Annotated in this window: 29 protein-coding genes and 1 tRNA gene; 28 read left to right on the top strand and 2 right to left on the bottom strand. The window is 64.0% G+C overall.

The window, feature by feature from the left end:
• Positions 1 to 38 precede the first annotated feature (38 nt).
• From QZ546_RS04300 to QZ546_RS04290, 3 genes are all read left to right on the top strand, one after another.
• A complete protein-coding gene (locus QZ546_RS04300; protein ID WP_294235126.1) occupies positions 39 to 920 on the top strand; it encodes a 3'-5' exonuclease in 882 nt (293 codons plus the stop codon).
• A 181-nt stretch (positions 921 to 1,101) separates the two neighbouring features.
• Entirely contained in the window at positions 1,102 to 1,914 is an 813-nt protein-coding gene (locus tag QZ546_RS04295) for a hypothetical protein (protein WP_294235124.1), read from the top strand.
• A complete protein-coding gene (locus QZ546_RS04290; RefSeq protein WP_294235122.1) occupies positions 1,914 to 2,690 on the top strand; it encodes a hypothetical protein in 777 nt (258 codons plus the stop codon). Before QZ546_RS04295 ends, QZ546_RS04290 begins: the two co-directional genes overlap by 1 nt.
• Before the next feature lie 100 nt (positions 2,691 to 2,790).
• Here the strand turns inward: QZ546_RS04290 and QZ546_RS17655 are convergent, their stop codons facing one another.
• Positions 2,791 to 3,096, bottom strand: a complete 306-nt coding sequence (locus QZ546_RS17655) for a CHC2 zinc finger domain-containing protein (protein WP_367113509.1) — start codon at positions 3,094 to 3,096, stop codon at positions 2,791 to 2,793.
• Positions 3,097 to 3,332: 236 nt separating this feature from the next.
• Positions 3,333 to 3,408, bottom strand: a tRNA-Trp gene (locus QZ546_RS04285).
• A gap of 304 nt (positions 3,409 to 3,712) precedes the next feature.
• Here QZ546_RS04285 and rpsL point away from each other — a divergent pair.
• From rpsL to rplO, 25 genes are all read left to right on the top strand, one after another.
• The gene (gene rpsL / locus QZ546_RS04280; RefSeq protein ID WP_007406072.1) at positions 3,713 to 4,084 is read left to right on the top strand and encodes a 30S ribosomal protein S12; all 372 of its coding nucleotides are present in this window, start codon (positions 3,713 to 3,715) and stop codon (positions 4,082 to 4,084) included.
• Between the two features lie 66 nt (positions 4,085 to 4,150).
• Positions 4,151 to 4,621: a 30S ribosomal protein S7 gene (gene rpsG / locus QZ546_RS04275; RefSeq protein WP_042491196.1), complete on the top strand. Its 471-nt coding sequence runs from the start codon at positions 4,151 to 4,153 to the stop codon at positions 4,619 to 4,621.
• Positions 4,622 to 4,768: 147 nt separating this feature from the next.
• Positions 4,769 to 6,844 (top strand): elongation factor G, encoded by a 2,076-nt coding sequence (fusA, locus tag QZ546_RS04270; RefSeq protein ID WP_294235119.1) that lies wholly within the window; start codon positions 4,769 to 4,771, stop codon positions 6,842 to 6,844.
• Positions 6,845 to 6,979: 135 nt separating this feature from the next.
• Positions 6,980 to 8,173, top strand: a complete 1,194-nt coding sequence (tuf, locus tag QZ546_RS04265; protein WP_007406059.1) for an elongation factor Tu — start codon at positions 6,980 to 6,982, stop codon at positions 8,171 to 8,173.
• 590 nt (positions 8,174 to 8,763) lie between these two features.
• The gene (gene rpsJ / locus QZ546_RS04260; RefSeq protein WP_007406109.1) at positions 8,764 to 9,072 is read left to right on the top strand and encodes a 30S ribosomal protein S10; all 309 of its coding nucleotides are present in this window, start codon (positions 8,764 to 8,766) and stop codon (positions 9,070 to 9,072) included.
• A gap of 284 nt (positions 9,073 to 9,356) precedes the next feature.
• Positions 9,357 to 10,091 carry a 50S ribosomal protein L3 gene (gene rplC, locus QZ546_RS04255; protein ID WP_042491188.1) on the top strand — a complete coding sequence of 245 codons (735 nt, stop codon included), beginning with the start codon at positions 9,357 to 9,359 and terminating at the stop codon, positions 10,089 to 10,091.
• Between the two features lie 3 nt (positions 10,092 to 10,094).
• Positions 10,095 to 10,721: a 50S ribosomal protein L4 gene (gene rplD / locus QZ546_RS04250; protein WP_175313821.1), complete on the top strand. Its 627-nt coding sequence runs from the start codon at positions 10,095 to 10,097 to the stop codon at positions 10,719 to 10,721.
• Positions 10,714 to 11,025: a 50S ribosomal protein L23 gene (locus QZ546_RS04245; RefSeq protein ID WP_058716510.1), complete on the top strand. Its 312-nt coding sequence runs from the start codon at positions 10,714 to 10,716 to the stop codon at positions 11,023 to 11,025. Before rplD ends, QZ546_RS04245 begins: the two co-directional genes overlap by 8 nt.
• Before the next feature lie 4 nt (positions 11,026 to 11,029).
• On the top strand, positions 11,030 to 11,881 hold the full coding sequence (rplB, locus tag QZ546_RS04240; protein WP_042491179.1) for a 50S ribosomal protein L2: 852 nt from the start codon (positions 11,030 to 11,032) through the stop codon (positions 11,879 to 11,881).
• Between the two features lie 6 nt (positions 11,882 to 11,887).
• Positions 11,888 to 12,166, top strand: a complete 279-nt coding sequence (gene rpsS, locus QZ546_RS04235) for a 30S ribosomal protein S19 (protein ID WP_037569384.1) — start codon at positions 11,888 to 11,890, stop codon at positions 12,164 to 12,166.
• The gene (rplV, locus tag QZ546_RS04230) at positions 12,166 to 12,543 is read left to right on the top strand and encodes a 50S ribosomal protein L22 (protein WP_042491177.1); all 378 of its coding nucleotides are present in this window, start codon (positions 12,166 to 12,168) and stop codon (positions 12,541 to 12,543) included. The genes rpsS and rplV overlap by 1 nt, the downstream gene beginning before the upstream one ends.
• Positions 12,543 to 13,253 carry a 30S ribosomal protein S3 gene (rpsC, locus tag QZ546_RS04225; RefSeq protein WP_056430744.1) on the top strand — a complete coding sequence of 237 codons (711 nt, stop codon included), beginning with the start codon at positions 12,543 to 12,545 and terminating at the stop codon, positions 13,251 to 13,253. The genes rplV and rpsC overlap by 1 nt, the downstream gene beginning before the upstream one ends.
• 12 nt (positions 13,254 to 13,265) lie before the next feature.
• On the top strand, positions 13,266 to 13,700 hold the full coding sequence (gene rplP / locus QZ546_RS04220) for a 50S ribosomal protein L16 (RefSeq protein WP_007406071.1): 435 nt from the start codon (positions 13,266 to 13,268) through the stop codon (positions 13,698 to 13,700).
• Entirely contained in the window at positions 13,700 to 13,900 is a 201-nt protein-coding gene (gene rpmC, locus QZ546_RS04215; RefSeq protein ID WP_267435509.1) for a 50S ribosomal protein L29, read from the top strand. Before rplP ends, rpmC begins: the two co-directional genes overlap by 1 nt.
• Before the next feature lie 12 nt (positions 13,901 to 13,912).
• Entirely contained in the window at positions 13,913 to 14,185 is a 273-nt protein-coding gene (gene rpsQ / locus QZ546_RS04210; protein WP_294235109.1) for a 30S ribosomal protein S17, read from the top strand.
• A 235-nt stretch (positions 14,186 to 14,420) separates the two neighbouring features.
• Positions 14,421 to 14,789, top strand: a complete 369-nt coding sequence (rplN, locus tag QZ546_RS04205) for a 50S ribosomal protein L14 (protein ID WP_007406105.1) — start codon at positions 14,421 to 14,423, stop codon at positions 14,787 to 14,789.
• A complete protein-coding gene (gene rplX, locus QZ546_RS04200) occupies positions 14,789 to 15,106 on the top strand; it encodes a 50S ribosomal protein L24 (RefSeq protein WP_294235107.1) in 318 nt (105 codons plus the stop codon). The genes rplN and rplX overlap by 1 nt, the downstream gene beginning before the upstream one ends.
• Positions 15,099 to 15,680 (top strand): 50S ribosomal protein L5, encoded by a 582-nt coding sequence (gene rplE / locus QZ546_RS04195; protein ID WP_294235105.1) that lies wholly within the window; start codon positions 15,099 to 15,101, stop codon positions 15,678 to 15,680. Before rplX ends, rplE begins: the two co-directional genes overlap by 8 nt.
• Positions 15,681 to 15,737: 57 nt before the next feature.
• Positions 15,738 to 16,043 carry a 30S ribosomal protein S14 gene (rpsN, locus tag QZ546_RS04190; protein ID WP_042491166.1) on the top strand — a complete coding sequence of 102 codons (306 nt, stop codon included), beginning with the start codon at positions 15,738 to 15,740 and terminating at the stop codon, positions 16,041 to 16,043.
• A 12-nt stretch (positions 16,044 to 16,055) separates the two neighbouring features.
• Positions 16,056 to 16,451: a 30S ribosomal protein S8 gene (gene rpsH / locus QZ546_RS04185; RefSeq protein WP_294235102.1), complete on the top strand. Its 396-nt coding sequence runs from the start codon at positions 16,056 to 16,058 to the stop codon at positions 16,449 to 16,451.
• Complete coding sequence (gene rplF / locus QZ546_RS04180; RefSeq protein WP_261269265.1) at positions 16,451 to 16,984, top strand: 50S ribosomal protein L6; 534 nt, start codon at positions 16,451 to 16,453, stop codon at positions 16,982 to 16,984. Before rpsH ends, rplF begins: the two co-directional genes overlap by 1 nt.
• A complete protein-coding gene (gene rplR / locus QZ546_RS04175) occupies positions 16,984 to 17,340 on the top strand; it encodes a 50S ribosomal protein L18 (RefSeq protein WP_007406066.1) in 357 nt (118 codons plus the stop codon). The genes rplF and rplR overlap by 1 nt, the downstream gene beginning before the upstream one ends.
• 1 nt (position 17,341) lies before the next feature.
• Complete coding sequence (gene rpsE, locus QZ546_RS04170; protein ID WP_294235099.1) at positions 17,342 to 18,061, top strand: 30S ribosomal protein S5; 720 nt, start codon at positions 17,342 to 17,344, stop codon at positions 18,059 to 18,061.
• Positions 18,062 to 18,067: 6 nt separating this feature from the next.
• Positions 18,068 to 18,244, top strand: a complete 177-nt coding sequence (gene rpmD / locus QZ546_RS04165) for a 50S ribosomal protein L30 (protein ID WP_042491154.1) — start codon at positions 18,068 to 18,070, stop codon at positions 18,242 to 18,244.
• Positions 18,245 to 18,393: 149 nt separating this feature from the next.
• Positions 18,394 to 18,924, top strand: coding sequence for a 50S ribosomal protein L15 (gene rplO / locus QZ546_RS04160; RefSeq protein WP_294235097.1), 531 nt, complete (start codon positions 18,394 to 18,396; stop codon positions 18,922 to 18,924).
• Positions 18,925 to 19,040: the final 116 nt, after the last annotated feature.

The raw sequence follows: 19,040 nt of genomic DNA, 5'->3' as shown, positions 1-19,040 counted from the left end.
CCGCCGGGCACGGCCTGGCATGATCACCGGAGAACGACATGGAAAAGCTGGCATCGGCCAGCCGCATTGGTGCGGCTGGCGACGAGAAGACGCGCGTCCTGCACAGCCTCGACGTGCGCGAAGGCCCCACCGGCGATGGCGACGATCATGACACCGCCATCGGCGTCGCGGTCGACGTGGAGACGACGGGCACCGTTGTCCACCTAGGCGCGGTCGTCGAACTAGCGATCCGCCCGTTCCGTTTCGATGCCGATGGCGTCATTACCGACATCGGCCCCATCTCCTCGTGGACGGAGGATCCGGGCCACCCGCTGACGCCGGAGACGGTCGCGATCACCGGGCTGACTGACGACGACGTCGCCGGTCGGCGGATCGACGATGCCGAGGCGACGCGCATGCTCCGCACGGCGTCATGCGTCGTGGCGCACCACGCCGCATTCGACCGCCCCTATGTCGAACGTCGCCTGCCGGACGTACGCGGACTAGACTGGGCTTGCTCCTTCCAACAGGTCGACTGGCGCGGGCGAGGCTTCGATGGCCGGGCCCTCGGCTACCTGCTCCAGCAGGCCGGATACTTCTTCCGGCCCCATCGGGCCGCCACGGACGTCGACGCCCTCGTGCAGCTGCTCCGTCACCGCGCGGACGATGGCACGACCGTGCTCGCGGAACTGCTCGGTCGCATGAGGGCACCCAGCTGGATGGTGTACGCCGATGGGGCCAGCTTTGACGCCAAGGATGCACTGAAGGCGCGGGGCTATAGGTGGGATCCGGAGCGCCGGACGTGGTGGACCGAGGTCGCGGATGACGCGCGCACGGCGGAAGAATTCTGGCTGGCGACGAACGTCTACGCCGCGGGGCACGGTGCCAGAGCCATGGCGCCCCGCTTCGAGATGGTCACGGCCGCGGACCGCTTCCTGTGAGCGCCTTCGTCAGTGCCGGTAGGCGCGCGCTTCATCTCGACCGTCAGCGAAGGACCATCCGCAGGCTGCGCAGGTGCTGTGGGCGGGCGGCCAGGGACGATCCGATAGGCGTAGGCGCCGAAGGGCGGCGCTGCCCCTCGACCAACTGATCGATCGAACCACAGCAGGAAAGGTGAAAGTCATGGCCACGAAGAAGAGCAGGTCGACGGCCGTCGCGGTGCAGAAGCCGCTGCCGCTCGCGAAGGTAGGGAAGGGCGCATTGGCGGATGCGGTCGGGTCGGGCGTCGATCTGGCCAAGGTGTCGGGGACCGGCGGCGAGTTCGTCAGCCAGGACGGCGTGGTCCGCATCACCGGCCGCGCCTATGCGACGAGCCGTGACTTGGTGCCGGAAGCCGAGATCTTCTATGCGAAGCGGGAGATGCCGCGCTCTCATGGTCCATGGCTCGGCGAGGCAGACAAGGTCTCGTGGGTCGACGAGGCGACCGGCCTGGAGTGCATCATGATGCGCGGGCATCCCGAGGGCTACCTGAGCGGCTTCGTCGGGGTGCCGTCCACCCATCCCCTCTTCGGCTGGGACCATGACGCGGTGCCGGCGAGCCTCGGGATCGAGGTGCACGGTGGCCTGACCTACTCGCGCATCTGCGACGACGGCCCAAACCCTAAGCGGCGCCTGATCACCGAATACCGCCGCATCTGCCACGTCGTCGTTGGCGAGGTGCCTCTGCAGCATGCGACCGATCATCGCGCCAGCCCGCACCAGTGGTGGTTCGGCTTCGACTGCAACCATGTCTACGACGTCGTGCCCGGCGAACTGCGCGATCGCCAGAGCTCGGCAGGCACCGGGATCGAGGCAAGGTATCGTGACGACGGCTATGTCGTGCGTGAGATCCGCAACCTGGCTGCGCAGCTCGCCGCGATCCGCGACGGTCGTCCAGTCCCGGCCCGCGACGGGCCGCCGCTCCCGCCCATCGGCCTCGAACCGAGGGCCGAATAATGGCGACGGCGCGGGAACGGCACCGGCCTGGCGATCTGCCGTGGGGCTGGTGGCTGCGAGCCAACGGCGCTCATTTTGAGGACGAGGATGGCCGCAAGTGGACGTCGGTGCGCGATGCCTTTTGGCGGGACGAGTTGGGCCTTCCCGAAACGCACGCCGTACGGGAGCAGCTCGAATTCCTCCTCCGGGTCCTTCTGTCGGTCGATATGGCAGAACGTGGTGAGAGCGAACGCCGATTTGATCTCTTCCGCGGCAACCTGGTTCTCTGGACTTTCTATATGTGCTGGCTCGGTACCGTCGGTCTGCTGCAGCGCGGGTCGACGGACGATCTAAGCCCCGAGGGTCGGTCGGTGCTGATGATGCTGGTGGCTACCCGCGATCCAGAGTGGGAGGATCTGCCTATCGCGGACGTCATGGCAGCGGTGGTCGCGGCCGTCCGGAATCCATCCGATCGGGACCGGGAGCAGGCGCTGCAGGATTTCGAACGCGCGGTTGGCTTTCGGCGTCACGTCTTCGCGCGCGAGACGGTTGGGCAGTCGCACGCGATCACCCTGACCTCGATGGCGAACGGAAGTCCCGTCAGGATGCCGGTGAGGCGAGTGACTTGGTCCCTGGCGTTCGATGACCAGAGCGTACGCGACGATCTGTTCGCGTGGATCGCGGCCAGGGTCGACAATTGGGATCACTGGGGACGCATGGCCTACAGCAAGGGAGGCGATGCATTCACGCAGCACCTGCTCGGGCTGGTTGTAGCATCCAGGTCACCGCTGACTTAGGCGACGCTTGTGCCAGGCGGCGACGAAGCCTCGACGTACTTGAGACACGCGAAGGGTATTTGTGTCATCCGAAGCCTTGCTGAGCGGCCGTCCGATCCGATCAGCAAGGCTTTTTATCGTGATCGGCGCCGTCACCGGATGCGCCTCGCGTGAGATATGCTGCCGCAGTCTCTTCGTCGGCTCGATGGAGCCGCATCCACCAGTCGACCACGTCCCCGCCCGCGCCGCACGAAAAACAGTGAAAGCGGCCGTTGTGAACGTAGAGGCCACGGGTCGCATCCGGGTGGAAAGGGCATGACCCTCGAAGCCCTGACTGCGTCGTCTCCAATTCGACAGTTTTTGCCACCACCTTGGCGAGGTGATGCGCCACAGAGGCGGTCGATCGGAATGCTGAAGGGTCGGACATGGCGGTATGATCGTCGATCCACCGATCCCGTCAACCATGAAACGCCGGCGATAATGTGATGTCGCCGACGTCCTGAAAGGCGATTCACTCATTCACACAGAAAGAGCACACCGCTTTTATCGGAGCGCTTTTCGCATGCCTTTAAATTAGGCGTGACTTGTGCAAGTTCCTAAGCGACGGCGATGTAGGACTTAGCGTTCAAATGCGTGCACTTATACCGTGCTACGACAGACAAGTGGCAGGAGTGCACGGACTCGAACCGTGGGCCCTCGGTTTTGGAGACCGATGCTCTACCAACTGAGCTACACTCCTGCGAGGCGGCTGCCATTAGCTTGGCTGGCAGGGCGGGACAAGACCCAAATGTGCGATTTTCGCAGATAATTCGGATGCGCCCGGGTCGCCTCTCCGCGCCGACATTGACCGCCCGACGACTCCCGCGTATAGGCCGCCGCTGCACGAAGGGGATTTTCCGGGAATCGGGACTTATCCGTCGGGCAAGCTTGAACATTGCTGGATGCGAATGAGGGCCGGGCGAAAGCCGCGAAGGCCCCTTTTTGTATTCCGAAGTGCTGTGATGGCTCCAGCAAAGTAACCTCATGGAAAGGTGAAGGCTTCAATGCCGACGATCAACCAGCTGGTCCGCAAGGGCCGCGAACTGCAGAAGGCCAAGTCCAAGGTCCCTGCAATGGAGCAGAACCCGCAGAAGCGCGGCGTTTGCACCCGTGTCTACACGACGACCCCGAAGAAGCCGAACTCGGCGCTTCGCAAGGTGGCCAAGGTCCGTCTGACCAACAGCCGCGAAGTCATTTCGTACATCCCGGGCGAAGGCCACAACCTGCAGGAGCACTCGGTGGTGCTTATCCGCGGCGGCCGTGTGCGCGACCTTCCCGGCGTGCGTTACCACGTGCTGCGCGGCGTTCTCGACACGCAGGGCGTGAAGGATCGCAAGCAGTCCCGCTCGAAGTACGGCGCGAAGCGTCCGAAGTAAGCCGGTCGGGCCTCTCCTGAGGCTCCTCGACCATCAAAGGCTGAAGTTTTGTAAGGAAATACGAGAATGGCTCGTCGTCGTCGTCCCGAAAAGCGGGAAATTCTGCCGGACCCCAAGTTCGGAGATGAGGTCCTGTCGAAGTTCATGAATTCGGTCATGCTGGACGGTAAGAAGTCCGTGGCCGAAGCCATCGTTTACGGTGCTCTGGAAACCGTCGAGACGCGCGCCAAGCGCGATCCGATCGGCGTGTTCCACGATGCGCTGAACAACATCAAGCCGGGCATCGAAGTCCGTTCGCGCCGCGTCGGCGGTGCGACCTACCAGGTTCCGGTCGAAGTCCGTCCGGAGCGTGCCCAGGCTCTGGCCATCCGTTGGCTGATCGGCGCGTCGCGTGCCCGTTCGGAAAACACGATGGCTGCGCGTCTGTCGGGTGAGCTGATGGATGCCGCGAACAACCGCGGCAATGCGGTCAAGAAGCGCGAAGATACGCACCGCATGGCGGAAGCGAATCGCGCCTTCTCGCACTACCGCTGGTAAGGGCCTTGCGGCGGACCGGAATTATTTCCGGCCTGCCGCAACCTTTTCAGGGTGCGGTGCCGGCGGTCTTCCGCTGGTCACGCAAACAGCCTATATAAGGGGGAGCCGGGCCAACCGGCTCCCCCCTACGCTTGAGGAAGATCGATCATGGCCCGCAGCCATCCGCTCGAGAAGTATCGCAACATCGGCATCATGGCGCACATCGATGCTGGCAAGACGACCACGACCGAGCGCATTCTTTATTACACCGGCAAGTCCTACAAGATCGGCGAAGTGCACGAAGGCACCGCCACCATGGACTGGATGGAGCAGGAGCAGGAGCGCGGCATCACGATCACGTCGGCCGCGACGACCTGTTTCTGGAACGACAACCGCATCAACATCATCGACACCCCCGGGCACGTCGACTTCACCATCGAAGTGGAGCGTTCGCTCCGCGTGCTCGACGGCGCGGTCGCCTGCTTCGACGGCGTGGCGGGTGTTGAGCCGCAGTCGGAAACCGTGTGGCGTCAGGCCGACAAGTACGGCGTGCCGCGTATGTGCTTCGTCAACAAGCTCGACCGCACCGGCGCCGACTTCTATTTCTGCGTGAACTCGATCATCGAGCGCCTTGGTGCGCGTCCGGCGGTTCTGTACCTGCCGATCGGCATCGAGGGCGGCTTCAAGGGTCTCGTCGACCTGGTCGAGAACCGCGCGATCATCTGGCTCGAAGAGTCGCTGGGCGCCAAGTTCGAATATCAGGACATCCCCGATGACCTGAAGGAAAAGGCCGCCAAGTATCGCAGCGACCTGATCGAAATGGCCGTCGAGCAGGACGACGCCGCGATGGAAGCGTATCTGGAAGGCAACGAGCCTTCGGTCGCCGAACTCAAGGCGCTGATCCGCAAGGGCACGCTGGAAATGGCGTTCGTCCCCGTGGTCTGCGGCTCGGCGTTCAAGAACAAGGGCGTTCAGCCCCTGCTCGACGCGGTCATCGACTATCTGCCGTCGCCGCTCGACGTTCCCGCCATCAAGGGCGTCAAGCTCGACGGCGAGACGCCGGACGAGCGTCCTTCGTCGGACACCGAGCCCTTCTCGGCGCTGGCGTTCAAGATCATGAACGACCCGTTCGTCGGTTCGCTGACCTTCGCCCGCATCTATTCGGGCAAGCTCGAGACCTCGTCGCAGGTCCTGAACTCGGTCAAGGACAAGAAGGAAAAGATCGGCCGCATGCTGCTCATGCATGCGAACAGCCGCGAGGACATCCAGGAAGCCTATGCCGGCGACATCGTCGCTCTCGCGGGCCTCAAGGATACCACGACCGGTGACACGCTCTGCGCGCAGAACGCCCCGATCATCCTGGAGCGCATGGAATTCCCCGAGCCCGTGATCGAGTTGTCGGTGGAGCCGAAGACCAAGGCCGACCAGGAGAAGATGGGCGTCGCGCTCAATCGTCTCGCTCGCGAGGACCCCTCGTTCCGCGTGACCTCGGACGCCGAGTCGGGCCAGACCATCATCAAGGGCATGGGCGAGCTCCATCTCGAGATCCTGGTCGACCGCATGAAGCGCGAGTTCAAGGTCGAGGCCAACGTTGGTGCGCCGCAGGTGGCGTATCGCGAATACCTCAAGAAGCCGGTCGACATCGACTATACGCACAAGAAGCAGTCGGGCGGCACCGGCCAGTTCGGCCGCGTCAAGGTCAAGCTGACCCCGGGCGAGCGTGGTTCGGGCTTCGTCTTCAAGGACGAGATCAAGGGCGGTAACATTCCGAAGGAATATATCCCCGCGATCGAGAAGGGCTTCCGTGAGACCGCGGAAACCGGTTCGCTGGTCGGCTTCCCGATCATCGACTTCGAAGTCCTGCTGTATGACGGCGCGTACCACGACGTCGACTCGTCGGCGCTGGCGTTCGAAATCTGTGCCCGTGGCGCGATGCGCGAAGCGGCTCAGAAGTCGGGCATCACGCTGCTCGAGCCGGTCATGAAGGTCGAAGTCGTGACCCCGGAAGACTATCTGGGCGACGTCATCGGCGACATGAACAGCCGTCGTGGTCAGATCCAGGGCACCGACACGCGCGGCAACGCGCAGACGGTCGAGGCGATGGTCCCGCTGGCCAACATGTTCGGCTATGTGAACGCGCTCCGCTCGTTCACCCAGGGCCGTGCGCAGTACTCGATGCAGTTCTCGCACTATGACGAAGTGCCGCAGAATGTTGCGGACGAGGTCAAGGCGAAGATGGCCTAAGGCGTATGTCGCGCCTGCCGGGCGACCGGCAGGCGCGATGACGCTAGGGGCTGGCAATCACCTGAAACACCCGCTATGGGGCCGCGTTCGCGTGGCCTCGGATGCGGCACCGAATTCGATTCAGAAGGTAGGAAAATGGCAAAGGCAAAATTCGAGCGGAACAAGCCGCACCTCAACATCGGCACCATCGGCCACGTCGACCATGGCAAGACCTCGCTGACCGCAGCGATCACCAAGGTTCTGGCCGATAACGTCGCCGGCAACGCGGCGGTGGACTTCGCGAACATCGACAAGGCGCCGGAAGAGCGTGAGCGCGGCATCACCATCTCGACCGCGCACGTCGAGTATGAGACCGAAGCGCGCCACTATGCGCACGTCGACTGCCCCGGCCACGCCGACTATGTGAAGAACATGATCACCGGCGCGGCGCAGATGGACGGCGCGATCCTCGTCGTTTCGTCGACCGACGGCCCGATGCCGCAGACCCGCGAGCACATCCTGCTGGCCCGCCAGGTCGGCGTGCCCGCGATGGTCGTGTTCATGAACAAGGTCGACCTGGTCGATGACGAGGAAATCCTCGAGCTGGTCGAGCTGGAAATCCGCGAGCTGCTGAGCTCGTACGAATTCCCGGGCGACGACATCCCCGTCGTCAAGGGTTCGGCGACCTGCGCGCTGTCGGGTTCGAACGACAAGTTCGGCAAGGATGCCGTTCTCGAGCTGATGAAGCAGGTCGACGAATACATCCCGCAGCCGGAGCGTCCGCTCGACAAGCCGTTCATGATGCCGATCGAAGACGTGTTCTCGATCTCGGGTCGCGGCACCGTCGTCACCGGCCGTGTCGAAACCGGCATCATCAAGGTTGGTGAAGAAGTCGAGATCGTCGGCATCAACGACACCCGCAAGACCACCGTCACCGGTGTCGAAATGTTCCGCAAGCTGCTCGACTCGGGCCAGGCCGGCGACAACATCGGTGCGCTGATCCGTGGCGTCGCTCGTGACGAAGTCGAGCGTGGTCAGGTTCTGGCCAAGCCGGGTTCGATCACCCCGCACACCGACTTCCAGTCGGAAGTGTACGTCCTGTCGAAGGAAGAAGGCGGCCGTCACACCCCGTTCTTCGCGAACTATCGTCCGCAGTTCTACTTCCGCACGACCGACGTGACCGGCACCGTCGAGCTGCCTGAGGGCACCGAGATGGTCATGCCGGGCGACAACGTCGCTCTGGGCGTGAAGCTGATCGCTCCGATCGCCATGGACATCGGTCAGCGCTTCACGATCCGTGAAGGCGGCCGTACCGTCGGCGCGGGCGTCGTCAGCTCGATCGACAAGTAAGTCTCGGGCGAAAGCCTGATACTTCTTAGGAAAGGGCCGGCCCCGGCAACGGGGTCGGCCTTTTTCGTGTGTGGGGTCGTGGGTGATACACCCTCACCCTTCCGGCGCTACGCGCCTCCCTCCCTCTCCCGGTGGGAGAGGGAAGGGGCCCGCCCGCGCCAGCGGGTGGGAAGGGGGAGGGCGGTCCAGCTCCGTCCGCACCGAGCGAAGTCGAAGTGCACGCCCGGCGCTCTCCGCTTTCCCGTGGCCTTCGACTTCGCTCAGGCTGAACGGAAGTCGGGATTTTCGGCTGGTGGGCGCTGGTTCCATCCCCTCCAACAAAAACCGCCGCGCACCCCTTGCGGCGCCCTCGCCATATGCGTATAGGCACACGCCTTGAGGGAATCGGCTGGCACCGGAAACACCGGAGTCGGCCTTTTGCTTTTAATGAGGGCAGGGGTGGTTTTCCGCTCTTGTCGTAACCCAGAGTTTGTTTCGGCCCAGGGTCGCCTTGACGGCGAACGGTCGAGTGCCCGGTCGGATAGCCGATCGCACTTGCCGCTCACCGCGTGGGAGACCTGAAGGCCCGCTCTTTCGCATCGGTAGGGATCATGGACAGCAATATCCGCATTCGTCTGAAGGCGTTCGACCATCGCGTGCTCGATCAGGCGACCGGCGACATCGCCGACACCGCGCGCCGCACCGGCGCTCTTATCCGCGGTCCGATCCCGCTTCCGACGCGCATCGAGAAGTTCACGGTCAACCGTGGTCCGCACATCGACAAGAAGTCGCGCGAGCAGTTCGAGGTCCGCACCTACAAGCGGATGCTGGACATCGTGCAGCCGACCCCGCAGACCGTCGATGCGCTGATGAAGCTCGACCTCGCCGCAGGTGTTGATGTCGAGATCAAGCTGGCGTAAGAGGGCCAGCATTCCCGTGGTCGACGATTCCGTCCCACGGGATTTTGGCGTTTCCTGGTTCTAAAGCTGCCAGGCAACGCGCTGAGGTCGCTCCCGCGATCCGGCACTCTTAAGGGATACCGCCCGGTGGTTTCGCGCAAGCGAGATGGTGCCGGGGCAGCGTCCCCCGTCTGACCGGTTCGCCGGTCACCAGCCCGGGACGGGGGCTCGTTTCGCTTTAATCGGGCTGGATATGCCCCCCTTGAATGGTTCTTGGGGGCCTCTGTCGAGGAAGGAACAGGATCATGCGTACCGGCGTGATCGCGAAGAAGCTGGGGATGACCCGCCTGTTCCAGGACGATGGTCGGCACGTGCCGGTCACCGTCCTGGCGCTTGAAGGCGTACAGGTCGTCGCTCGCCGCGAGATGGATCGTGACGGCTACACCGCCGTCCAGCTTGGTGCAGGTGTCGCCAAGACCAAGAATGTTGCCAAGCCGCAGCGTGGCCACTTCGGCAAGGCCGAAGTCGAGCCCAAGCAGGTGCTGGTCGAGTTCCGCGTGAACGAAGACGGCCTGTTGGACGTCGGCGCGGAAATCGCCGCCGACCACTTCGTTGCCGGGCAGTATGTCGATATCCAGGGTCGTACCCAGGGTAAGGGCTTTGCCGGTGCGATGAAGCGCTGGAACTTCGGTGGTCTGCGCGCGACCCACGGCGTCTCGGTCTCGCACCGTTCGCATGGTTCGACCGGTAACCGTCAGGATCCGGGCCGCGTCTTCAAGAACAAGAAGATGGCCGGCCACATGGGCGACAAGAACCGCACGCAGCAGAACCTGGAAATCGTGTCGACCGACGTCGAGCGCGGCCTGATCTTCGTCAAGGGCTCGGTGCCCGGCTCGAAGGGTGGCTGGCTGATCGTCAAGGACGCGGTCAAGGTTTCGCGCCACGCTGACGCCCCGTTCCCCGCCAGCATCAAGGCGGCCGCCAACAACAACGCTTCTGCCGAGCCTGCTCCGGAAGCCACCGAGAGCCAGGAGGGCTAAGTCGTGAAGGTCAAGGTTCAATCCTTCGCCGGCACCGACGCCGCGGACATCGAGCTCAACGACGAGGTCTTCGGCCTCGATCCGCGCGCCGACATCCTGCACCGCGTTGTGACCTGGCAGCTGGAAAAGCGTCGCGCCACCGCGCGCGGCACCCGTGAGCGCGCCGATGTCGCCCGCTCGGGCAAGAAGCTCGGTCGCCAGAAGGGCGGCGGTGTCGCTCGTCACGGCGATCGTCGGGCCCCCGTCTTCATCGGCGGTGGTAAGGCGCACGGCGCCCGCGTCCGCGACTTCAACCCGGGCCTGAACAAGAAGGTTCGCGCTCTGGGCCTGAAGATGGCGCTGTCGAGCCACGCCAAGGCGGGTTCGCTGATCGTGATGAACGATCTGGCCGTCGAGGGTAACAAGACGAAGACGCTGCAGGGCGATCTGGTGAAGCTCGGCTTCGGCAAGACCGCGCTGGTCATCGATGGCGACGCCGTCGAGACGTCGTTCGCACTGGCCGCAGGCAACCTGAAGGAAATCAACGTCCTTCCGGCCGCTGGCGCCAATGTCTACGACATTCTGAAGCATGACACCCTGGTGCTGACGCGCTCGGCTGTCGAAAAGCTGGAGGCCCGTTTTAATGGCTAAGCAGCAGAAGGCGGTCGATCCGCGTCATTACGACGTGATCGTCGCGCCGCACATCACCGAGAAGGCGACGCTCCTCAGCGAGCACAACGCCGTGGTGTTCAAGGTCGCTTCGGGGGCTACCAAGCCCGAGATCAAGGCGGCTGTCGAGGCTCTGTTCGACGTGACCGTCACCGGCGTGAACACGATCGTCCAGAAGGGCAAGACGAAGCGTTGGAAGGGTGCGCCCTATCAGCGTTCCGACATGAAGAAGGCGATCGTCACCCTCAAGGACGGTCAGTCCATTGACGTGACGACGGGGATCTGAGGCGATGGCACTCAAGCATTATAACCCGACGAGCCCGGCCCGCCGCGGCCTGATCCTCGTCGACCGCTCGGCGCTCTGGAAGGGCGCGCCTGTCAAGGCGCTCACCGAAGGCAAGCGCAAGACCGGCGGCCGCAACAACAAGGGCCATGTGACCAGCCGCGGTATCGCGGGCGGCCACAAGCAGCGCTATCGCTTTATCGACTTCAAGCGTCGCCAGTGGGACGTCGAGGGCACCGTGGAGCGGATCGAATATGATCCCAACCGCACCGCCTTCATCGCGCTCATCAACTATGGCACCGACGAAGCCGGCAAGGTCGACCAGTCCTACATCATCGCACCGCAGCGCCTCGCTGTCGGCGACAAGGTGATCGCGGGCAAGAAGACCGACGTGAAGCCGGGCAACGCGATGGAACTGGGCCAGATGCCGGTCGGCACGATCGTCCACAACGTCGAGATGAAGCCCGGCAAGGGCGGTCAGATCGCACGTTCGGCCGGCACCTATGTGCAGGTCGTGGGCCGCGACAAGGGCATGGTCATCGTCCGTCTGAACTCGGGCGAGCAGCGCTACATCCATGCGAACTGCATGGCGACCGTCGGCGCGGTGTCGAACCCCGACAACGGCAACACCAACCTGGCGAAGGCTGGTCGCAACCGTTGGAAGGGCCATCGCCCGCTGACCCGCGGTGTTGCGAAGAACCCGGTCGACCACCCGCACGGCGGTGGTGAAGGCCGGACCTCGGGCGGCCGTCATCCGGTCACCCCGTGGGGCAAGCCGACGAAGGGTGCGCGCACTCGTCACAACAAGGCGACGGACAAGATGATCATCCGTAGCCGTCACGCCAAGAAGAAGGGCTAACACGCAATGGCTCGTTCCGTTTGGAAGGGTCCTTTCGTGGACCTCCATCTCCTGAAGAAGGCCGAAGTGGCTCAGGATGCTGGCAACCGCGCAGGTCCGATCAAGACCTGGTCGCGTCGCTCGACCATCCTGCCGTCGTTCGTCGGCCTGACCTTCAACGTCTACAATGGTCGCAAGTTCGTTCCCGTCTCGGTGAACGAGGACATGGTCGGCATGAAGCTCGGTGAATTCGCGCCCACGCGCTACTTCCCCGGCCACGCTGCCGACAAGAAGGGTAAGCGCTGATGTCGAAGCCCGCATCCCCCCGCAAGGTCGGTGACAAGGAAGCGCTGTCGGTCGGCACGCAGATCCGTGGTTCGGCGCAGAAGCTGAACCTGGTCGCGGCCCTGATCCGCGGCAAGAAGGTCGGCGACGCGATGAACATCCTGGCCTTCTCGACGAAGGCGATGGCTGTCGACGCGCGCAAGATCCTGGCCTCCGCGATCGCCAATGCCGAGAACAACCACAACCTCGACGTCGACTCGCTCGTCGTCGCCGAGGCGTCGGTCGGCAAGTCGATCACCATGAAGCGTTTCGCGACGCGCGGTCGTGGCAAGTCCACCCGCATCCTGAAGCCGTTTTCGCGGCTCCGCATCGTCGTCCGCGAGCAGGAAGAAGCATAATGGGTCAGAAGAGCAATCCGATCGGCCTGCGTCTCCAGATCAACCGTACCTGGGACAGCCGCTGGTTCGCCGAAGGCCATGACTATGGCCGCCTGCTGCTGGAGGATCTGAAGATCCGCCAGTTCATCATGAAGACGCTGCCCCAGGCCGCGATCTCGAAGGTCGTCATCGAGCGTCCGGCCAAGCTGTGCCGCATCTCGATCTTCGCGGCGCGTCCGGGCGTGATCATCGGCAAGAAGGGCGCCGACATCGAAAAGCTTCGCAAGAAGCTGGGTTCGATGACCTCGTCCGACGTGTCGCTGAACATCGTCGAAATCCGCAAGCCCGAGATCGACGCCAAGCTCGTTGCACAGGGCGTGGCCGACCAGTTGGAGCGCCGTATCGCGTTCCGCCGCGCCATGAAGCGTGCGGTGCAGTCCGCGCTCCGTCTGGGCGCCGAAGGCATCCGTATCACCTGCGGCGGCCGTCTGGGCGGCGCGGAAATCGCGCGGACCGAATGGTATCGTGAAGGCCGCGTTCCGCTGCACACGCTGCGTGCGAACGTCGACTATGCCGAAGCGCAGGCACACACCGCTTATGGCGTGTGCGGCGTGAAGGTGTGGATCTTCAAGGGCGAGATCCTGGGTCATGATCCCATGGCGCAGGACCGGCTGATGATGGAGGCTCAGACCTCCGGCGTGCGCCCGGCGCGCGACGATCATCGCCGCTAAGGATCAAAGAACATGCTGCAACCAAAGCGCACCAAGTTCCGCAAGGCCTTCAAGGGCCGCATCCACGGCGATGCGAAGGGCGGCACGAGCCTGAATTTCGGTTCCTATGGCCTGAAGGCCATGGAGCCGGAGCGCATCACCGCTCGCCAGATCGAGGCGGCTCGCCGCGCGATCACGCGTCACATCAAGCGCCAGGGGCGTCTCTGGATCCGCATCTTCCCGGACGTGCCCGTCTCGTCGAAGCCTGCCGAAGTCCGCATGGGCTCGGGTAAGGGTTCGCCGGAATTCTGGGCCGCCCGCGTGAAGCCGGGTCGCATCCTGTTCGAGCTCGACGGTGTCGACGGCCCGCTGGCCGCCGAAGCATTCGAGCGCGCCGCGATGAAGCTGCCCATCAAGACCAAGGTCGTTGCCCGCCTGGGCGACACCTCGCACCTCGGAGGCGAGTAATGGCCAAGACTGAATATACCGGCCAGAGCGACGACCAGCTCGTCGAGGCGCTGGGCAACCTGAAGCGTGAGCAGTTCAACCTGCGCTTCCAGGCGGCCACGAGCCAACTCGAAAAGCCCAGCCGGGTCAAGGAAGTCCGTCGCGACATCGCGCGGATCAAGACCATCCAGGCGCAGCGCTCCGCTGCGGCTGCCAAGTAAGGACCGAGACACATGCCGAAGCGCGTGCTGACCGGGGTGATTGTCTCGGACAAGACCGACAAGACGGTCGTCGTCAATGTGGAGCGGAAGGTTAAGCACCCCCTCTACGGCAAGATCATCCGTCGGTCGAAGAAGTACCACGCCCATGACGAGGCGAACGAGTACAAGGCCGGTGAGACGGTGCGGATCGAAGAGACCGCCCCGATCTCGAAGCTGAAGACCTGGAAGGTCGTCGAGCGGGTCGATACCCACTTGACGCCGGAACGGGCCTCGGCCGAGGGCTGAAGTCTTTGATTTCGGACCCCGCTTCTCCGGCAAGGAGGGGCGGGGTTCGGAGTGAAAGCCGCCCTTTCGGGGGTGATGAGCGGATTGGTCGAAGGGCGAAGCGACTCGCTTGCCTTTCGGACCAGGAGTGGCTAAGGGGCCTCTCCCCCTGGCGCGGGTCACCCTGCGCCGGGGGTCGTTTTTTAAGGCGGGGTAGGGTCGGTATCCTCCCCAGAAGAGAGAAGGAAGCGGATCCATGATCCAGATGCAGTCCAATCTCGACGTCGCGGACAACAGCGGCGCGAAGCGGGTGCAGTGCATCAAGGTGCTGGGCGGCTCGAAGCGCCGTACCGCATCGGTCGGCGACATCATCGTCGTCAGCGTCAAGGAAGCGCAGCCGCGTGGCCGCGTGAAGAAGGGCGACGTTCACCGCGCGGTGATCGTGCGTACCGCCAAGGACATCCGTCGCGCCGACGGTTCGGTGATCCGTTTCGACGGTAACGCCGCCGTGCTGGTCAACAAGAACGAGGAGCCGATCGGCACCCGTATCTTTGGCCCGGTCGTGCGTGAGCTTCGCGGCAAGAAGCACATGAAGATCATCTCGCTGGCTCCGGAGGTGCTGTAATGGCCGCCGCCAAGATCAAGAAGGGCGATCGCGTCATCGTCCTGTCCGGCAAGGACAAGGGCAAGACCGGCACCGTGTCGGTGTCGATGCCCAAGGACGGCAAGGTCGTCGTCGATGGCATCAACATCGCGACCCGCCACCGCAAGCCGACCCAGGCGAACCCGCAGGGTGGCCTGGAGCGCACGGCTGCGCCGCTGCACGTCTCGAAGGTCGCGCACGTGACCGCCGACGGCAAGCCCACCCGCGTCCGTTTCGAGACGCAGGATGGCAAGAAGGTCCGCGTGGCCGTCAAGACCGGGGAGAAGATCGATGGCTGATTACAAGCCCCGCATGAAGGCTATCTACGAGGATAGCATCATCAAGGCGATGACCGACAAGTTCGGTTACAAGAACGTCAACGAGATCCCCCGGATCGAGAAGATCGTGCTCAACATGGGCGTGGGCGAAGCGACGCAGGACAAGAAGCGCGTCGACCAGGCCGCCTCCGAGATGGAGCTGATCGCGGGTCAGAAGCCCGTCATCACCAAGGCGAAGAAGTCGATCGCGCAGTTCAAGCTGCGTGAAGGCATGCCGATCGGTGTGAAGGTCACGCTGCGTCGCGAGCGCATGTACGAATTTCTGGACCGCTTCATCACGATCGCGCTGCCGCGCGTTCGCGACTTCCGCGGCCTGAATCCGAAGTCCTTCGACGGTCGCGGCAACTATGCCTGCGGCATCAAGGAACAGATCATCTTCCCCGAAATCAACTATGACCGCATCGACAAGGTGCGCGGCATGGATGTGATCGTGACCACCTCGGCGAAGACCGACGACGAAGCGCGCGAGCTGCTCCGTCTGTTCGGCTTCCCGTTCCCCAAGGAAGACGCTGCCGACGAGAAGAAGGCAGCGTAACCGGACTGCCCCCTCTCCACGCCGGGGAGGGGGTCCTTACAGAAAGAGCTTAAGTCCATGGCGAAACTGAGTTCAATCAATAAGAACGAGAAGCGTCGCGCTCTCGTCAAGAAGTATGCGGGCAAGTACGCGAAGCTGAAGGCGATCGCGAACGACCAGAGCCTCGATGAGACCGAGCGTCTGATCGCGCGCCTGAAGATGGCCGAGATTCCCCGTAACGGCAACCCGACCCGTATCCGCAACCGTTGCGAGATCACCGGTCGTCCGCGTGCGTATTACCGCAAGTTCCGTCTCGCTCGCGTCATGCTGCGTGAACTGGCCAACAAGGGCCAGATCCCCGGCGTCACCAAGTCGAGCTGGTAAGGACCATTTGAGATGGCAGTGACCGATCCCCTGGGTGACTTGCTCACCCGCATCCGCAACGGCCAGCGCGCGCGCAAGGACTCCGTCCTGACGCCTGCGTCGAAGCTGCGCGCCCGCGTGCTCGACGTGCTTCAGCGCGAGGGCTATATCCGTGGCTACAGCGAAGAGCAGATGGGCCCCGCGGCCGGCATCCGCATCGAGCTGAAGTATTTCGAGGGCCAGCCCGCGATCAAGCATGTCGCGCGCATCTCGAAGCCTGGCCGCCGTATCTATTCGGGCGCGCAGGACCTGCCGCGCGTTCGCAACGGCCTGGGCATCACCATCGTGTCGACGCCGCGTGGCGTTCTGTCGGACGCCGAAGCGCGCGAGCAGAATGTCGGTGGCGAAGTCCTGGCGGAGGTGTTCTGATGAGCCGCATCGGTAAGAAGGCGGTCCCGGTTCCGGCCGGCGTCACCGCGACCATCGCCGACAAGGTGCTGAGCGTGAAGGGGCCCAAGGGCACCCTTTCCATGCCGCTCGCCGACGAGATCAGCTATGACGTCCAGGCGGACGCCATCGCCGTGCAGCCTGCCAACGCCACGAAGCGCGCTCGCGCCTTCTGGGGCATGCAGCGCACCATGGTGCAGAACCTCGTCACTGGCGTGACCGCAGGCTTCTCGAAGAAGCTGGTCATCACCGGCGTCGGCTACCGCGCCGCCGCGCAGGGCAAGACCCTGAAGCTGCAGCTTGGCTACAGCCACGACGTCAACATCGACGTGCCGGAAGGCCTCGAGGTGAAGACGCCGGACGCCACCACCGTCGAAATCAGCGGTGCGGACAAGCAGAAGGTCGGCCAGCTGGCCGCCGAGATCCGCCGCTGGCGCAAGCCCGAGCCGTATAAGGGCAAGGGCATCAAGTACGACGGCGAGTTCATCTTCCGCAAGGAAGGGAAGAAGAAGTAATGACCAAGGGTCTCTCTCTTTTCGAGAAGCGCCGTCGGCGCAACCGTACCGCGCTGCGTGCGCGGGCCGGCACCCGTCCGCGCCTGTCGGTGCATCGCTCGGGCAAGCACATCTATGCCCAAGTGATCGACGACGAGGCAGGTCGTACCGTGGCTTCGGCCTCGACGCTGGAAAAGGACGCACGCGGCCAGTCGGGCGCGAACGTCGCAGCGGCGAGCGAAGTCGGCAAGCGCGTGGCCGAGAAGGCCAAGGCCGCCGGCGTCACGCAGGTCGTTTTCGACCGTGGCGGCTTCCTGTTCCACGGTCGCGTCAAGGCGCTGGCCGAGGCGGCACGCGAAGCGGGATTGGAGTTCTAATATGGCTGACGAGAACAACGTGGCCGTTGCCGGTGCCGAAGGCGCCGCGCAGGACGCGACCCAGGGTCGTGGTCCCCGGGGCGGCCGTGGCCGTGGTCCGGGCGGCGGTGACCGCGGCCGTGGTGGCCGTGACGGCAACCGTGGTCGTCGCGACGACCGTCGCGGTAACCCCGAGGAGCAGGGCGAAGAGCTGATCGAAAAGCTCGTCCACATCAACCGCGTCTCGAAGACCGTGAAGGGTGGTAAGCGTTTCGGCTTCGCCGCGCTCGTCGTGGTCGGCGACGGCAAGGGACGTGCGGGCTTCGGTCATGGCAAGGCGCGCGAAGTGCCGGAAGCCATCTCGAAGGCGACGGCTGCCGCCAAGAAGGCGATGGTCCGCGTTCCGCTGAAGGACGGTCGCACGCTGCATCATGATGGCAACGGCCATTTCGGTGCGGGTCGCGTGACGCTGCGTTCGGCCCCGCAGGGGACCGGCATCATCGCCGGTGGTCCGATGCGCGCCATCTTCGAATCGCTCGGCGTCGCCGACGTGGTGACGAAGTCGGTCGGTACGTCGAACCCGTACAACATGATCCGTGCCACTTTCGAAGCGCTGGGCGACCAGACTTCGCCGAAGGCGGTGGCGCAGCGTCGTGGCAAGAAGATCGCCGACCTGCTGGGTCGCGGTCACGGTGCCACCCAGCAGACTGCCGAGGCGGAAGCCGCGGCCGTCGTGGAGTAAGCGACCATGGCTACCATCAAGATCAAGCAGACCGGTTCGCCGATCCGCCGCACCAAGGACCAGCGCGCGACCCTCGTCGGCCTGGGCCTGAACAAGATGCACAAGGTCTCCGAGCTTCAGGACAGCCCTGAAGTCCGCGGCATGATCCGCAAGGTGCAGCACATGGTTCAGGTGGTGGACTGAGCCCTGTCGTAAGACAGTCTCACATCCGTCACATTGAACAGTGACAAACACGGGGAAGGGGGCTATGCGGCCCCCTTCCTTTTATCCAGCGGTCGTGATTCTTCCCGAGTGACGGCCATGCGCGAAACAAGCGAAAGCGAGTGCAAATCATGAAGCTGAACGAACTTTTCGACAACCAGGGTGCCCGCAAGTCCAAGATCCGCGTTGGTCGCGGTATCGGTTCGGGCAAGGGCAAGACCGGTGGTCGCGGCGTCAAGGGCCAGAAGAGCCGTGAGGGCGTGTCCATCGCGGGCTTCGAGGGCGGTCAGATGCCGCTCCACATGCGTCTGCCGAAGCGCGGCTTCAACAACATCTTCGCCAAGGACTATGCCGAGGTGAACCTGGGCGCGATTCAGAAGGCGGTCGATTCGGGCAAGCTGAAGACCGACGGCACGATCGACCACGCCGCGCTGAAGGCCGCTGGCCTGGCGCGTGGCGGCAAGGACGGCGTGCGTCTGCTGGCCAAGGGCGAGCTGACCGCCAAGCTGTCGTTCGTCGTGCAGGGTGTGTCGGCTTCGGCCCGCGCCGCCGTCGAGAAGGTCGGTGGTTCGGTCGACGTGCCGCACGTCGTGCCCGCCGCTGAAAAGGCTGCCGCGAAGAAGGGCCAGACCCGCGCCGCGAAGCTCGCCGCCAAGGCCTGAACCGGATAAGATCCGTCGCTGTTGCTTGGTGAAAAGCCACAGCGACAGCGGCGGATTTTTCATCCGGGTTAGACAAGCGCGTCTTCGCGCCTATATGAGCGGCGGGGCGGTTCAAA

Source organism: uncultured Sphingomonas sp., from assembly GCF_913062585.1.
Classification (GTDB): domain Bacteria; phylum Pseudomonadota; class Alphaproteobacteria; order Sphingomonadales; family Sphingomonadaceae; genus Sphingomonas.
Note: the sequence above shows the minus strand (reverse complement) of the source record. Positions and strands in the feature narration are given on the sequence as shown.